The organism is Rhizobium sp. WW_1 (assembly GCF_003610155.1).
GTDB classification, from domain to species: Bacteria; Pseudomonadota; Alphaproteobacteria; order Rhizobiales; family Rhizobiaceae; genus Rhizobium; species Rhizobium tropici_A.
This window is the reverse complement of sequence record NZ_RAIN01000015.1, coordinates 117,443-129,972: the sequence shown is the minus strand read 5'-3', so window position 1 is coordinate 129,972 and position 12,530 is coordinate 117,443. Positions and strand designations below refer to the sequence as shown.

Sequence of the window (12,530 nt, the reverse complement as noted above, 5' to 3'; positions counted from 1 at the left end):
ACGACAAATATTGACCATGCCGGCAGGTCTCACTACTCTGTCGGCATGATGAGCATTCTCAACATCGCTTCGGCCTTCTTCATAAGCCGCTAATCCGGTGGGTCATTCAGCCCAATGAAGACGAGGCCGCCTGTGTGACCGCAAGGTCGCTCGCGGGCCTTTGCCGAAACGATCGTATCCCCAAAATTGAAAGGGCGAGATACGGCGCGACGATTGAGAGAGATTTCATGCAATCCAACGAACACCCGTATTCCCCTGCGCTTTCCGACGCGCAAGTGCACGACTTCATCGAACATGGCTTTGTCCGCATCGACGATGCGTTTCCGCGGGAGCTCGCCGCTGAGGCACGGGCCATCATGTGGCGCGATATCCCCTGCAGCGAGCACGATCCGGCAAGCTGGGCGTATCCGGTCGTCCGGCTGCCAGGCTATGGCGGCGAACCGTTCCGCACCATCGCCAACATGCCCATTTTGCACGCGGCTTTCGATCAACTGGTCGGGCCGGGCCGATGGCTTCCAAGAGATGGGCTTGGCACCTTCCCCGTGCGTTTCCCGCATCCGGACGATCCTGGCGACGCCGGCTGGCATGTCGACGTCAGCTTTCCCGGTGACGACGGCGATCCGAATGAGCAAAGCGACTTCTCCGCCTGGCGGGTGAATGTTACCTCGCGAGGACGGGCGTTGCTCACGCTGTTTCTATTTTCGGACGTCGGCGAGAACGACGCGCCGACGCGCATCCGCGTCGGTTCCCACATGGATATGGCACGCTATCTGGAGCCTGCGGGAGAGCAAGGGCGCTCCCATATGATGCTGGAGACTGTTGCCGATCATCGGCCGCAGGCTATGGCAACGGGAAAAGCGGGAACCGTCTATATCTGCCATCCCTTTCTCATCCATGCTGCTCAAAAGCATTGCGGAACAATACCGCGCTTCATGGCCCAACCGTCGATCGGCCTTGCTGAACCCTATCGATTGGAGCGACCTGACGGCGCCTATAGTCCGGTCGAGATCGCGATCCGCCGCGCGTTGGATAAGGAATAGTCGCGTCCGGCCGATAGGCCCCGGTTCCTCACCTCAGCCCTCTCCCCGCAAGCGGGGAGAAGGAGCTTCCTGCGCTGGCGCAACAAAAAAAGCCCCGCCGCGAACGGCAGGGCTTAATTTCAGTCCGGAAGAAAAGTCGATTATTCGGCGCTGTCTTCAGCAGCCTTCTTCTTCGGTGCGGCCTTCTTCTTCGGAGCAGCGGCTTCTTCGCCTTCGGCGGCAGCTTCCGTTGCTTCGGCCTTGGCAGCCTTCTTCTTCGGAGCAGCCTTCTTTGCAGCCGGCTTGCCTTCTTCTTCCTCGTCGTCGGCGAGCAGCGCTTCCTTGGAAACGGTCTTGTCCGTGACGTCAACTTCGGTCAGCAGGTGGTCGATGACCTTTTCTTCGAAGATCGGAGCGCGCAGGTTGGCGGAAGCGCCGGGCGTGTTGCGGAAGAATTCCAGGATTTCCTTTTCCTGGCCGGGGAACTGCTGGAGCTGCGCGTAGAGCGCGCGCTGCAGCTCGTCTTCGGTCACTTCGACGCCGGCCTTCTCGCCGATTTCGGAGAGAACGAGACCGAGGCGAACGCGACGCTCTGCGAGCTTGCGGTATTCTTCGCGGGCCTTCTCTTCGGTGGTGTCTTCGTCTTCGAAGGTCTTGCCCGATTCGCTGAGATCGGCCTCGATCTGGCGCCAGATGCTGGCGAATTCAGCGTCGACCAGCTTCTGCGGCGTGTCGAACTGGTACATTTCGTCGAGCTGGTCGAGGATCTGACGCTTGACCTTCTGGCGCGTGACCGAGCCGTACTGGCTTTCGATCTGGCCGCGAACGATTTCCTTCAGGCGGTCAGCGGATTCGAGGCCGAGCTTGGAAGCGAGTTCGTCGTTGATTTCGACTTCGCCGGGAGCTGCAACTTCCTTGACCTTGATGTCGAAGGTGGCTTCCTTGCCGGCAAGGTTCTTGGCCGGATAGTCGGCCGGGAAGGTTACGGTGATGACCTTCTCATCGTCAGCCTTGACGCCGACGAGCTGCTCTTCGAAGCCCGGGATGAAACGGTTGGAGCCGAGAACGAGCTGCGAGTCTTCGTCCTTGCCGCCGTCGAAGGCAACGCCGTCGACCTTGCCGAGGTAGTCGATGGTGACGCGGTCGCCGTTGGCAGCCTTGCCCTTCTTAGTTTCGTAGCTGCGAGCGCTTTCGGCGATCTTGAGGATCTGCTCGGTCACTTCGTCTTCGCCGATCTCAGCGACTTCGCGGGTGACCTTGATGCCGCCGACCGGCTTCAGTTCGATTGCCGGGATGACTTCGTAGGACAGCGTGAATTCGAAGTCGGCCTGGGCGGAGAGGATCTTTTCTGCCTCGTCCTGGTCTTCGGTCATGGCGATTTCAGGCTGGGTGGCCGACTTTTCGCCGCGCTCGGTCAGGATTGCCGGCGGCTGGTCGCGAACGATTTCGTTGACGAGATCGGCCATGATCGACTTGCCGTAGACCTTCTTCAGGTGCGAGACCGGAACCTTGCCGGGACGGAAGCCGTTGATGCGGACCTTGTCCTTGACCTCGGCGAGGCGCTCGTTCATGCGCACTTCCATGTCCTTGGCCGGGATGACCACCTTGATTTCGCGCTTCAGCCCTTCAGCGAGCGTTTCGATAACCTGCATTGTCCTACCTTCATTCATGGCGGCCGTGCCCAGACAGCCGTTCGTTACGATGAGCACGACGCCGGAAAATCCCGAGCGTGGCTTGGATGCAATTCTCTTTACACTTTGCAAGAGCGCCGCGCATTCGAATGAACGCGCAAAAGGCAGCCCTATCCCGTCACGAGCCAAAACATCTTGTCCCCTTCCTCATCGAAAGCGGGATGCTTTGGGCAAAATGGCGCGTCCTGCGGCATATCGGAAGACAGGCTTCGTCAGCCTCCCCCCGTCCACAAGACAGTGTTGGTGCGGGTAGAGAGACTTGAACTCCCACGCCTTGCGGCACCAGAACCTAAATCTGGCGTGTCTACCAATTTCACCATACCCGCGTTCCCAAAACCGCATGGCGAATGCCTGCCCATGGGGCCTTCCGGAGCGCGGCGTCTCTATATCACCCGTTTCAAACCACGCAAAGGAAAAATGACGGTTCCGCGACGAGGCTTAAAGCTTATCGGAGTTCGTCGCGCTCATATCGTCAGTAAAGCGGCTCTTCGTAGACGGATTTGCCATCGAGAAGCAGGCTTCTGATATGGGCGACGCCATCGGAAGACACGCGCGCCGCGATGGCGACGCGATTGTCGTTGCGGGCGCTCTCGATATCGTGCCCCTGCCCCTCCGGCACATAATAGCGCTCGATGCCATAGGTGACGCCGACGATCGCCTGGGACGGATCGGTAGCATCGCCATCGAACACATAGTCGACAGGCAGACTCTTGAGCACGACCGTATCGGGTTTCGGCTCAAGCGCTCCGAAGGATGATTCGACGATGCCCCAGTAACCGTCGTCCTGCTTCTTCAGGCGAACGGACAATATTGCGGCACTTTGGCTCATTTTCGGGGGTCCCTTGACCATCGTCGAGAACGGAACCCGCGAAATGTCGTAATTCAAGGTCACGTAGTCGCCGCGCAGAAGATCGCGCGGATCGACCGGTGCCGTCTTCAAGAGAATCTCGACACCGCTGCGCAATCCCCAGGCCCGCTCGCCGACCATATAGCCCAGCACGGCGGTCTGAAGGGCCGCAACGATGAGGGCCGCGATCCAGACCCGGCGGGCATTCCCGCTTGCTACCACGCTCCTGTCAGCCAGATCGGTCATGCCCGCGTCCCCTGCCCGTGTTTGTCTGAAAAGCGCCGTTCCAGCTGGATAACCAGCCAGGCGGCAATCGCCACAAGTACGCCGGCGACGAGGAAGAAGCCCGCCGTCCCGATGATCGAGCCGATCGTCTCGCTGGCGAGGTAGAGAATCTCGCAGGCAAAGACGAAATAGGCGAGATAGCGCACTGCGCCATTGTCACGGCCGCTGAGCGCAATGGCGATCACCGAGCTCGCCAGCGTCGCCGCCGCCACGATGACGAGCGGCAATCTATCTTCGACCCAGACATTATTTTCGAAGGAGCCGTTGCTGATTTCGGCGTGGACCAGAAAGAAGCCGATTGATGCGATGAGGAAGGCGTAGAAGGCCGGCGCGGCGCCGCCTGTGCGTGCAAAGGGCATCAGCGGCGAAGCAGGAATGCTGACGGCAAGAAAAGCCGCCATGCCGAGAGCGGCGAACAGGATCGCCGTATTGAGCCCCTCATGCCGCCCGAACAGCCAAGTCAGCCAGCCGACGAGCATGAGATAGGCCAAATGCCGCGCCGCCGGCGCATCGACATAACGAACGAGGACAATCAGGATCACGGCCATCAGGGGCGGCATCCAGGGCATCAACCCATACCATTCGTCGAAATGCCCCCAGATATAAACGCCGCAAAATGCCCAGGCGAGAAAGCCGGCAAGCCCAACCTGGGCGCTCGAGCGAAACAACGCCGCCACGATGCAGGCCGCGGCGAACCAGACGATCATCATCCTGAGCTCGTCGCCGGACAGATTGTACATCTGGCCGACCAGTGCCATGGCGCCGCCGAAGCTCAGTGTGCCGAGAATCAGCAATCCGGCCGCAACCACGGAACGTCCCTGAGCCAGAAGATATGCGGCCCCTAGATAGAAGGTCCATATCAGCGCCACGAGCCCCAGCAAGCGACCTATCCTCGGAATCGCTTCCCAGTTTGCGGAAATGAAAAGCAATAGGGCAAGACCGAGAAGCACGGCGGCAATGATGGTCAAGACGCGGCCGGCACTGAAACTCGTCTGGCGGCCGTCATACTCGCTCAGAACGGCCTTAGCCGTTGCCGCATCGACCAGACCCTTGTCGGTCCAGATTTTCAGATCCCGCTCCAGCCTACCTCGATACATGCGCGGCTCCCCTCGTCTGCGATTCCATTCACGCCAGATTTAGCACAAATCGGCGCGCAATCGATGCGAGCCGCGCCCCTACTGCCCAACCTTCGGCCCACAGGAATATGCGCCTTGTTAATGCAGGGTTAAGAAATTGAGTGGTATTTTCAGCAGCGGTAAAAAGATACCAATTGAAGATATGCGCACAGCTCATGCCTCCCATGAAAATATTGCGCTGCACAAATTCTAAAAGTCATACTATTAATGGCGCAACAAAGACGATGGTGGCGCATCGAGCCGGTACAAATCGGAACCAGCCTGGGGATGCATATCCCGACACGATATTCGGAGCCGCATACTCCTCCTCCCAATGCGCTCCGATCGATTGACGACACTCCTCCTCCCAAGTCGTCAATCACTATAAATGACGCCCACCGCATCCTCCTCCCGCGGTGGGCGTTATTTTTTGCCCATCTAAATCGTTTTATATCCCTCAGAAGCGCGCCGAGCTCAAAAAATGGCGACGGGCGACAAGATATTTTGGCAGGCCTGCGCGGCGCCCGCCGGAGAGAGCCGGAGCCTGCAATCGACCTCCTTCAAAACAGCAAGGCTGGCGAAAAGGTGGCCGAAAGCCGGCAACCATTGGCAAACGCCCGGAAATGCCGGGCATTCGCTCGAAATCGCCTCAAGTGGCAATCTTCGTTTGGTCGCGGTATGCACACAAAGCAGCCACCATCTTAGGCAAATTGCCCACAAGACTTGCATAGGGTGCATAGGTGACATGAAGCATTCGCTCTTTTAGTTTTCGCGGCGCAGCATATATTTAAATCCATTAGATCGACGACGGAACCAATCCTGGAACTGCTCGATCCACAGATCCTCGAAAGGGACTAAAATGAACCTGACCCGCTCTTTCAACAACTGGCGCAAGTATCGTCAGACCGTTAACGAACTCGGCCGCATGAGCGCTCGTGAACTGCACGACCTCGGCATCGACCGCGCCGACATCCATCGCGTTGCTCGCGAAGCCACCGGCCGCTAATCGCCGGACAGGCTTCGCCTTCAGCGAAAGCCTCTCAACGCCCGTTGCGGACAACCGCGGCGGGCGTTCTTTTTTGTCCAGTTGCTGAGCAAGTGCAACATAAGAAATTTCGCTCCGAGCCATTCCCTATATGCAAAGCATATAAATTTTGAGCATTGGCAGCTTTTTAGGCGCCACATTGCACAAATGCATAGCAGACGCCTTTTCTTTGCACTGCACAATTGGCGCTCTCTCGCCTATATAGAATGCAATCGCTGAGGCGGTAATCACATCGCCCGCACGCAAGCTACCGAGGAAAAGATCATGAACCCGATTCGCATTGCAAAGAACTGGATCAGCTACCGCCGCACTCTGAACGAACTTGGCAACCTCTCCAGCCAGACCCTTTCGGACATCGGCGTCAGCCGTTACGAAATCCGCAACATCGCTGCCCGTTCTTTCCGTTAATAGGAACGAACTGAGCAGACTGCCTCAAGACGGCGCCTTTCGGCGCCGTTTTTGATTCTGACGGCTGAGACGCGGCAAGACAGCAAAACGCGGCCACTTTCACGCGACATGCTTAGCAAAGCATTGGATCGCTGGCCCGCCCGTGATAATGACGCGCGCATGACACAGATCACCTCCCACTCTCCCATTCACGTCATCGGCGGCGGCCTTGCCGGCTCGGAAGCCGCATGGCAGATCGCCAACGCCGGCGTGCCCGTGATCCTGCACGAGATGCGCGGCGTACGCGGTACCGACGCGCACAAGACCGACGATCTTGCCGAACTCGTGTGCTCCAACTCGTTCCGCTCCGACGACGCGATCAGCAATGCCGTCGGCGTCATCCATGCGGAAATGCGCATGGCGGGTTCGCTGATCATGGCCTGCGCGGACAAACACCAGGTGCCGGCCGGGGGCGCGCTCGCCGTCGACCGCGACGGGTTTTCGGCAGCTGTGACGCAGGCCGTCCATGGCCACCCGTTGATCACGGTCGTCCGCGAGGAGATCCAAGGGTTGCCGCCAAAAGAATGGGACCAGGCGATCATTGCGACCGGCCCGTTGACCGCACCTGATCTTGCGAGCGCCATCCAAGCCGAAACGGGCGCTGATGCGCTTGCCTTCTTCGATGCCATCGCGCCGATCGTCTATCGCGAGAGCATCAATATGGATGTCTGCTGGTATCAGTCGCGCTACGACAAGGTCGGCCCCGGCGGCACCGGCAAGGACTATATCAACTGCCCGATGGACGAGGCCCAGTACAATGCCTTCGTCGATGCGCTGATCGCCGGCGATGCTGTCGGCTTCAAGGAATGGGAAGGCACGCCCTATTTCGATGGCTGCTTGCCGATCGAGGTCATGGCCGAGCGCGGGCGCGAGACGCTACGCCACGGACCGATGAAGCCGATGGGCCTCACCAATGCCCACAATCCCACGGTCAAGGCCTATGCCGTCGTGCAGCTGCGCCAGGACAATGCGCTCGGCACGCTCTACAACATGGTCGGCTTCCAGACGAAGCTGAAGTATGGGGCGCAAGCAGAGATCTTCCGCCTCATTCCGGGCCTCGAGAATGCGGAATTCGCCCGCCTCGGCGGCCTGCATCGCAACACCTATATCAGCTCGCCGACCCTGCTCGATCGTTCGCTGGTGCTGAAATCCCGACCGGGCCTGCGTTTTGCCGGTCAGATCACCGGCTGCGAAGGTTACGTCGAAAGCGCCAGCATCGGCCTGCTCGCCGGCCGTTTTGCGGCTGCTGAGCGCAAGGGCGAAGCACCCTTGCTGCCTCCGTCCACCACGGCGCTCGGCTCGCTGCTGAACCACATTACCGGCGGCCACATCGTCTCGGACGAAGAGCCGGGCAAGCGCTCGTTCCAGCCGATGAACATCAATTTCGGGCTTTTCCCGGAGCTGGAGCCGAGCTCGATCATCAAGCCGGAGGGCGTGAAGCGCTTTCGCGGAAAGGACAAGACGATCATGAAGCGCCAGCTCATCGCCAAGCGTGCGCTTGGCGATTGCGCCAAGTGGCTCGGCGTACAGGCGCCCGCACTTGCTGAAAGCGCCTGACTATCGATTTTTGGGATTTCAGGTCGTTGCCGGCGGCGCGTGGTGTTCGAGCCTCGCGTCCTCGCCGGCAACATAATTGCCCAGCAGCCAGAGCGAAACTTCCGCGGCCTCCGCGGGCGTCTTGAACTCGAACGTGCCGTTATGATGCGGCACATCCAGGAAATCGACCGTCAAGCCGCGACCGGTTGCCGAGATCTTGGCACGCGCCCGGCCCGGCTCGATCAGATGGACGCTGAAGTGATTGCGCACATTGCGCATGAAACCGGCCTTGTCGTCATGCAAACGCACGAAGACCGCCTGTCCATCGGCTGTGGTCTGTAGCTGCCGGATCGCCTCGGCCGGAAAGGCGCGGCCGAATTCCAGAATGGCAAGGCCGGTATCGTGCAGGCCGTCTTCCTTGTTCTGCGATGCCATGCGCGTCGCGAAATAGGCAAAGAAGACGACGATTGCAAACAGTATGCACCAGACGACAATACCCACGGCAAATCCCCCTGAAATGCAAATCAAGTGCCCGCCCATCTCCATAGACGCGGAGACTTGTGCGAGCTTGGTGTATTTTAGAGCTTCTTTGTGATCGACGCTATCGCCATCCGCAGCTGACGACGCCATTGCGGCAATGCAAGCGATTGATCGAAGATGCCCGCGCCGAGCTTCTGTGCTTTCTTCAAGACGGGCTCGGCCAGAGTTGCCGGCAGAAAAGCCGGAAAGACAGCTTGGGGTATGGCACCTGCCGCCCGCGCCTTGGCGAGATGCTCGCGGCCGAGGCCGGCAAAGGCTTCGATCGCGGCCGAAATACGTGGCTTGTCTTCTCCGGCAAGGAAACTGTCGCGATCGAGCCCTGTGGCCGACAGGATTTCAAGCGGAAGGTAGAGCTGACCGCGATGGCGATTGAGCGGCATCAACAGGAGCAAGCCGGCAATCGCCTGCGCGACGCCGGCATGACCGGCGGCATCGGCGGAGTGCTTCGCCTCATCGGCGGACAAGACGAGGCTTGCAAGCTGGATGAGGGCAGATGCGGTCTCGCCGGCATAGCCCTCCACGCTGCTGCGGCTCTCCATGGGGTCGTCGTAGAGATCGAAGATGCGTGCATCGGCCATGTCGATCAGCGTCTGACGGGGCAGCCGGTATTCTTCGATTGCGGCGAGCAGCTCCGAAGCCAGCGGATTGGCTTCGCTCGATCCATGAGATTGCCCCTCAAGAAGATCGCGCCAGTATTGCATGCGCACTTCGCCGGGTAGCGGCTCATGCACGAGATCGCGCACGCGGGCCAGCTCGGCATTGAAGGCATAGAGCGCGGCAAGCGCGGGACGCTTCTCCTCCGGTGCCAGCAGGCAGGCGAGGTAACGGTCGCGATCGGTGTCGCGCAGCGTGGCCAGGCAGATCTCCCGATTGCTACGGGGCGCAGCTGTTGTCGTCATGCTCTTGGGTCCAAAGATCAAACGGCGATCAGCGCCGCAGCCACGGCACGCGATTCGGAGAGCATGATGTTGAAGGTGCGCACGGCAGCCCCGGTGCTCATCGGATCGGAGGAAATCTGCTTGGCGCGCAGGGCCGCCTTGAGATCGGCCGGCAGCGGACGCAGCTCGGTGCCCGTACCGACGAGCAGAACTTCTATCTCCGCGGCTTCATCGAGAACCTTCTGGAAGCGATCAGGCGTCAACGCATCGCCTTGCAGCATGTCCCAGCCGTATATGCCCGAAGGCAGGCAGAGCAATGAGCCGCGATGCGACATATCGGCAAAGCGGAAGCCACCGTTGCCGTAAGCGTCGATCGGTGCGCGCCCCGGGAAATGCGCGTTACGGATTTCTATTCCTTTAGCCAATGTCTTACACCGCTGGTTTGCCTGACTGGATATCGCCGGCTGCGGGTCCATTGCTTTCGCCGCCGGTCTGGAACTTGTCCGGACGCAGCTTGAACAGGATCAGCACGGGCGCCGCAATATAAATCGACGAAAAAGTGCCGACAGCGACACCGAAAAGCAGAACGAAGGTGAAAGCACGGATCACCTCGCCGCCGAAAATATAGAGGGCGAGCAGCGCCAGCAGCGTCGTCGCCGATGTCAGGATCGTACGAGATAGTGTCTGATTGATGGAGGCATCGATCAGGATCGGCAGCGGCATCTGCGAATAGCGCTTCAGATTCTCGCGCATGCGGTCATAGACGACAACCGTGTCATTCAGCGAATAGCCGACGATGGTGAGAATCGCGGCAATGCCGGTCATGTTGAATTCCATGCCAGTCAGCACGAAGAGGCCGAGCGTCAGAATGACGTCATGCAGCGTCGCGATGATTGCGCCGGCGGCGAACTGCCATTCGAACCGCAGCCATATATAGACGAGGATTGCCGCCAGCGCCGCCAGGACGGCAAGAGAGGCAGTGGTGGTGATTTCGCCTGATACGGCCGGGCCAACCACTTCGACGCGGGCGAAATTGTAATCCTTGCCCAATTCGTCCTGCACGAGGGAAACGGCCGATTGCTCGGCGTTTTCGCCACCCTCCTGCGCATGGACACGGATCACCGCTCCAAGACGATCGGCCAACCGCTCGACGCGCACGTCGCCTGGGACCGTTGCTTCAAGGCGTGCCTGAATATCCGCAACATCGGCAACGCCCTGCTTGGCGCGGACCTCGATGATCGATCCGCCGGCAAAATCGATGCCGAGATGCATCCCGATCGTCGCAAAGGCAATGAGCGTGATGACGGACAGCGCAGCCGAGACCGTGAACGTGTAGCGGCGGATACCCATGAAGCGGATATTGGCATTGTCGAAAATGCCGCTGCGCACGCCGACCAGCAGGGTGCGCGGCTTGCGGCGGGAAATCCACATATTCACCAGCGACCGCGTGACCAGGCAAGAGGTGAAGAACGTCGAGATGACGCCGACCATCAGGGTGGCGGCAAAGCCGCGCACGGCGCCGCTGCTCGCATAAAAGAGAATGGCGGCAACGATGAGAACAGTCAGATTGGCATCGGCGACTGTTGCTACCGCGCGGTTGAAGCCATGACGCAAGGCGTCGACAAGGAGATGAGTCTTCTTTTCCTCCTCGCGCACGCGCTCGTAGATCAGCACCAGCGCATCAAGACCGATGCCGATGATGAGAACGATGGCGGCGACGCCGGGCAGCGTCAGCGTAATCCCGAGCAGGCCCATCAGCGCTGCCACCATGATCATGTTGATGATGAGCGATATGGTGGCGATGATACCAAGCAGGCGATAGAAGCCGATCATCAGGACGGCGACGAAGACCGCCGCCGCAATGCAGGCGATCAGGCCGTAGCGCGCCGTCTCGCCGCCCAGCCCCGGTTGAATGGTCCGCTCTTCGACCGTCGTCAGCGTCGCGGGAAGCGGGCCGCTCTTCACCATGACGGTCAGATCCTGCGCGCCCTGGGCGGTGAAATCGCCGGGAACGTCGATCTCGCCCGTTGCGATGACCGTCTTCAGAGACGCCGCGGAGATGACCTGATCGTCCAGCACGACGACGACGATCCTGCCAAGATTGCTGGCTGTGGCTTGTGCGAAGCGATGCGTCGCCTCAGGCGTCAGCTTGACGGAAACCGCACCTTCGCCCTTCTGGTTGTCGACGACCGCGACGGCATCGGAAAAATCTATATTCGAAAGCAACGGCTGCCGCTGCACGAGATAGCCAACAGGCGGATCGTCTTCGGAAAACAGCACATCGGACCCGGCCGGCGGATGGCCATCCATGGCATCCTGTACCGACATCGATTGATCGATGAGGCGGAAGCTGAGCTTGGCAGGCTGACCGAGAAGGTTTTTCAGCCGCTGCGCGTCGGCAAGGTCGGGCACCTGCACGACGATACGATCAGATCCCTGCTTGCGGATCAGCGGCTCGCCCACTCCAAGCTGCGCGATACGGGCGCCGATGACCTTGATTGCGCGGGCAATCGCAGACGAAACATGGTCGTTGATGTCGGCATCGGTGATATCGAGCGTCAGCGCGCCGTTGTCGCCCTGAGACAGAACGACTGACGGCTTGTCCTGTCCGGATGTCAGCGGCCGCAACGCCGTCAGGGCGGCCTGGACCTGCGAGGGATCGTTGATGCGAAGCTGGATCTTGCGGCCGGTACCTGTCAGGCCGGAATAGGCGACATTGACGGTGCGCAACCGCGTGGCGATATCGCCGACGATGCTTTCCAGCCGATCCTTTTCGACGTCGCCCCGTTCGATCTTCAGCAGCAGATGCGAGCCGCCGCGAAGGTCGAGACCAAGCTCGATCTTTCGATGCGCCCACCATGCAGGGAGTGATGAAAGCGCGCGCTCACCAAGCAGGTTGGGAGCGGCCAGAAGCACGCTCAAGAGAACGACGAACCAGATTAGGGCGGTCTTCCACCAGGAGACGTGCAGCATCGCTCTCTCGAATTAGGACTTCCTTACTGCGCCCCCACCTTCTACAGGAAATGCAAAGGGCGCAGTAACACCTTGAATTTGTGCACAGTCCTTCAAGAAAGTCGATGCCGAATTTCGAAGATGGGCGGCGACGCCAAGCGCCGCCTTCCGTAAA

General features: G+C 59.9%; 11 protein-coding genes and 1 tRNA gene. 4 read left to right on the top strand and 8 right to left on the bottom strand.

Features of this window, described 5'->3' with window-relative positions; genetic code table 11:
• Positions 1 to 227: 227 nt before the first annotated feature.
• The gene (locus tag BJ928_RS30410; protein ID WP_047634642.1) at positions 228 to 1,040 is read left to right on the top strand and encodes a hypothetical protein; all 813 of its coding nucleotides are present in this window, start codon (positions 228 to 230) and stop codon (positions 1,038 to 1,040) included.
• A gap of 140 nt (positions 1,041 to 1,180) precedes the next feature.
• Here BJ928_RS30410 and tig read toward each other — a convergent pair whose 3' ends face one another.
• The 4 genes from tig to BJ928_RS30390 form a co-directional block, all read right to left on the bottom strand.
• Positions 1,181 to 2,671, bottom strand: coding sequence for a trigger factor (gene tig / locus BJ928_RS30405; protein WP_047634645.1), 1,491 nt, complete (start codon positions 2,669 to 2,671; stop codon positions 1,181 to 1,183).
• 280 nt (positions 2,672 to 2,951) lie between these two features.
• Positions 2,952 to 3,036, bottom strand: a tRNA-Leu gene (locus BJ928_RS30400).
• A gap of 146 nt (positions 3,037 to 3,182) precedes the next feature.
• The gene (locus BJ928_RS30395; protein ID WP_047634647.1) at positions 3,183 to 3,803 is read right to left on the bottom strand and encodes a GDYXXLXY domain-containing protein; all 621 of its coding nucleotides are present in this window, start codon (positions 3,801 to 3,803) and stop codon (positions 3,183 to 3,185) included.
• A complete protein-coding gene (locus BJ928_RS30390; protein WP_047634649.1) occupies positions 3,800 to 4,939 on the bottom strand; it encodes a DUF2157 domain-containing protein in 1,140 nt (379 codons plus the stop codon). The genes BJ928_RS30395 and BJ928_RS30390 overlap by 4 nt, the downstream gene beginning before the upstream one ends.
• 877 nt (positions 4,940 to 5,816) lie before the next feature.
• Here BJ928_RS30390 and BJ928_RS30380 point away from each other — a divergent pair.
• From BJ928_RS30380 to trmFO, 3 genes are all read left to right on the top strand, one after another.
• A complete protein-coding gene (locus tag BJ928_RS30380) occupies positions 5,817 to 5,963 on the top strand; it encodes a DUF1127 domain-containing protein (RefSeq protein WP_081615319.1) in 147 nt (48 codons plus the stop codon).
• A 303-nt stretch (positions 5,964 to 6,266) separates the two neighbouring features.
• A complete protein-coding gene (locus BJ928_RS30375; RefSeq protein WP_069611985.1) occupies positions 6,267 to 6,410 on the top strand; it encodes a DUF1127 domain-containing protein in 144 nt (47 codons plus the stop codon).
• 159 nt (positions 6,411 to 6,569) lie between these two features.
• Entirely contained in the window at positions 6,570 to 8,006 is a 1,437-nt protein-coding gene (trmFO, locus tag BJ928_RS30370) for a methylenetetrahydrofolate--tRNA-(uracil(54)-C(5))-methyltransferase (FADH(2)-oxidizing) TrmFO (protein ID WP_047634804.1), read from the top strand.
• Between the two features lie 18 nt (positions 8,007 to 8,024).
• Here trmFO and BJ928_RS30365 read toward each other — a convergent pair whose 3' ends face one another.
• From BJ928_RS30365 to secDF, 4 genes are all read right to left on the bottom strand, one after another.
• Positions 8,025 to 8,486 (bottom strand): hypothetical protein, encoded by a 462-nt coding sequence (locus BJ928_RS30365; protein ID WP_047634654.1) that lies wholly within the window; start codon positions 8,484 to 8,486, stop codon positions 8,025 to 8,027.
• 77 nt (positions 8,487 to 8,563) lie between these two features.
• Positions 8,564 to 9,424, bottom strand: a complete 861-nt coding sequence (locus BJ928_RS30360; protein ID WP_047634806.1) for a phytoene/squalene synthase family protein — start codon at positions 9,422 to 9,424, stop codon at positions 8,564 to 8,566.
• 17 nt (positions 9,425 to 9,441) lie between these two features.
• Positions 9,442 to 9,828 (bottom strand): Mth938-like domain-containing protein, encoded by a 387-nt coding sequence (locus tag BJ928_RS30355; protein WP_047634656.1) that lies wholly within the window; start codon positions 9,826 to 9,828, stop codon positions 9,442 to 9,444.
• Positions 9,829 to 9,832: 4 nt separating this feature from the next.
• Positions 9,833 to 12,376: a protein translocase subunit SecDF gene (secDF, locus tag BJ928_RS30350; protein ID WP_047634657.1), complete on the bottom strand. Its 2,544-nt coding sequence runs from the start codon at positions 12,374 to 12,376 to the stop codon at positions 9,833 to 9,835.
• Positions 12,377 to 12,530: the final 154 nt, after the last annotated feature.

What these genes read in the sequence shown, in the direction of transcription:
- BJ928_RS30410 (WP_047634642.1), top strand. Translation starts at nt 228, where the DNA reads ATGCAATCCAACGAACACCCGTATTCCCCTGCGCTTTCCGACGCGCAA.
- tig (WP_047634645.1), bottom strand. Translation starts at nt 2,671, where the DNA reads ATGCAGGTTATCGAAACGCTCGCTGAAGGGCTGAAGCGCGAAATCAAG.
- BJ928_RS30395 (WP_047634647.1), bottom strand. Translation starts at nt 3,803, where the DNA reads ATGACCGATCTGGCTGACAGGAGCGTGGTAGCAAGCGGGAATGCCCGC.
- BJ928_RS30390 (WP_047634649.1), bottom strand. Translation starts at nt 4,939, where the DNA reads ATGTATCGAGGTAGGCTGGAGCGGGATCTGAAAATCTGGACCGACAAG.
- BJ928_RS30380 (WP_081615319.1), top strand. Translation starts at nt 5,817, where the DNA reads ATGAACCTGACCCGCTCTTTCAACAACTGGCGCAAGTATCGTCAGACC.
- BJ928_RS30375 (WP_069611985.1), top strand. Translation starts at nt 6,267, where the DNA reads ATGAACCCGATTCGCATTGCAAAGAACTGGATCAGCTACCGCCGCACT.
- trmFO (WP_047634804.1), top strand. Translation starts at nt 6,570, where the DNA reads ATGACACAGATCACCTCCCACTCTCCCATTCACGTCATCGGCGGCGGC.
- BJ928_RS30360 (WP_047634806.1), bottom strand. Translation starts at nt 9,424, where the DNA reads ATGACGACAACAGCTGCGCCCCGTAGCAATCGGGAGATCTGCCTGGCC.
- secDF (WP_047634657.1), bottom strand. Translation starts at nt 12,376, where the DNA reads ATGCTGCACGTCTCCTGGTGGAAGACCGCCCTAATCTGGTTCGTCGTT.